Origin of the sequence: Thalassolituus sp. UBA2009 (assembly GCF_002335285.1) — a bacterium.
Taxonomy (GTDB): Bacteria; Pseudomonadota; Gammaproteobacteria; order Pseudomonadales; family Oceanobacteraceae; genus Venatoribacter; species Venatoribacter alkanivorans.
The window spans coordinates 12,830-14,080 of record NZ_DDCJ01000006.1 but is presented as its reverse complement, the minus strand read 5'-3'; the positions used below and the strand labels follow the sequence as shown (position 1 = coordinate 14,080).

General features: G+C 53.0%; 1 protein-coding gene. It reads left to right on the top strand.

Going from position 1 to position 1,251, the window contains the following annotated elements; all coding sequences use genetic code 11:
* Positions 1–38: 38 nt before the first annotated feature.
* Positions 39–1,250 (top strand): DUF1302 family protein, encoded by a 1,212-nt coding sequence (locus B3P58_RS00655; protein ID WP_286715250.1) that lies wholly within the window; start codon positions 39–41, stop codon positions 1,248–1,250.
* Position 1,251 lies beyond the last annotated feature (1 nt).

Sequence of the window (1,251 nt, the reverse complement as noted above, 5' to 3'; positions counted from 1 at the left end):
CTGTTTAATGAGCGTACGCTGCGCAGCGGGATTCAGTAATGATCCGGATTGCACTTGTATTTACGCTGTTACTGGCGAATGGTGTGGCGCTTGCTGCACCTTCGTTCAGTGGCAAAGGGCATGCAGAAATACGCCAGCAGGAAAGGGCTGGAAAAAACACTGGTGAAGACCCCGGTCAGCGTTATGAAGGTTTGCTGGAAGGGCAAATGAATACCGGCCGGCTTAAAACCAACGCTATTTTACTGGGCCGTTACCGCAGCCAGTATGACGACGCCGAAGGTGAGGTAAGGGATGAAATGCGCAGCGATGCCGAATTGCGCGAGCTCTACCTGACCTGGTCGGCTGACCGCTTTGAAATTCGCGCAGGGAAACAACAGCAGGCATGGGGCCGCGCGGATTACTTCCGCATCGTTGATGTGTGGAATCCGCTCGACCTGCGCGAATTTCTTTTACCTTATTTCGATAATTATTCCCTCGGCCGGCAACCGCGGGGAATGTTAATTGCCGATTATTTTGGTGATATCTGGGAACAGCAGCTGATTATTGCCGCACAACGCAAAGCGACCCGCCTTGCTCCGGCCGGTACTGATTTTGCGGCCAATGGTATGCCTGCCAGCCTGCCGCCAGTACATGAGGACGGTAATGGTGTGGATATTGGCTGGCGCGGAAAACTGTTCTGGGGTGGCAACGATATTGAGCTGTATGCCTTTCATGGTTATCACGCCGATGAAATGCTGACTCCTGAAAATACCCGGCTGGTACGCGAGCAGGCCAAACGCGATATGCTGGGTACGTCACTGGCGCGCCCAATGGGTGACTGGGTATTGCGCAGCGATATTGCGCATTACCTGCGTGAAGGACGGCAGACCGCGGCAGGTATTGAAGAGAGCAGCCGTACCTCGGCACTGCTCGGATTTGACCGGGTGGAAAATGAATGGACCTGGAATCTGCAGCTGGCGACTACCCACTGGTACGACGAAGAAAGTAATCACGATGATATCTGGGAATCGTCTGTTTCTGTGGAGAAAAACTGGAGCCGATACCGCTTAACCACAGGGCTGTTATGGCTGGTTAACTGGGTCGACGACAGCAGCCAGTTATGGCGCGCAACCCTGAGCTATGAATTTTTACCACAGTGGAAAGTCAGCTTTGCGGCTGTTGCCTTTGATGGTACAGACGATACGCAGTTTGGTCAGTTTGATAATCAGGATCGTCTGATGCTGACCTTAAGGCGGGATTTTTCGCTGTAAC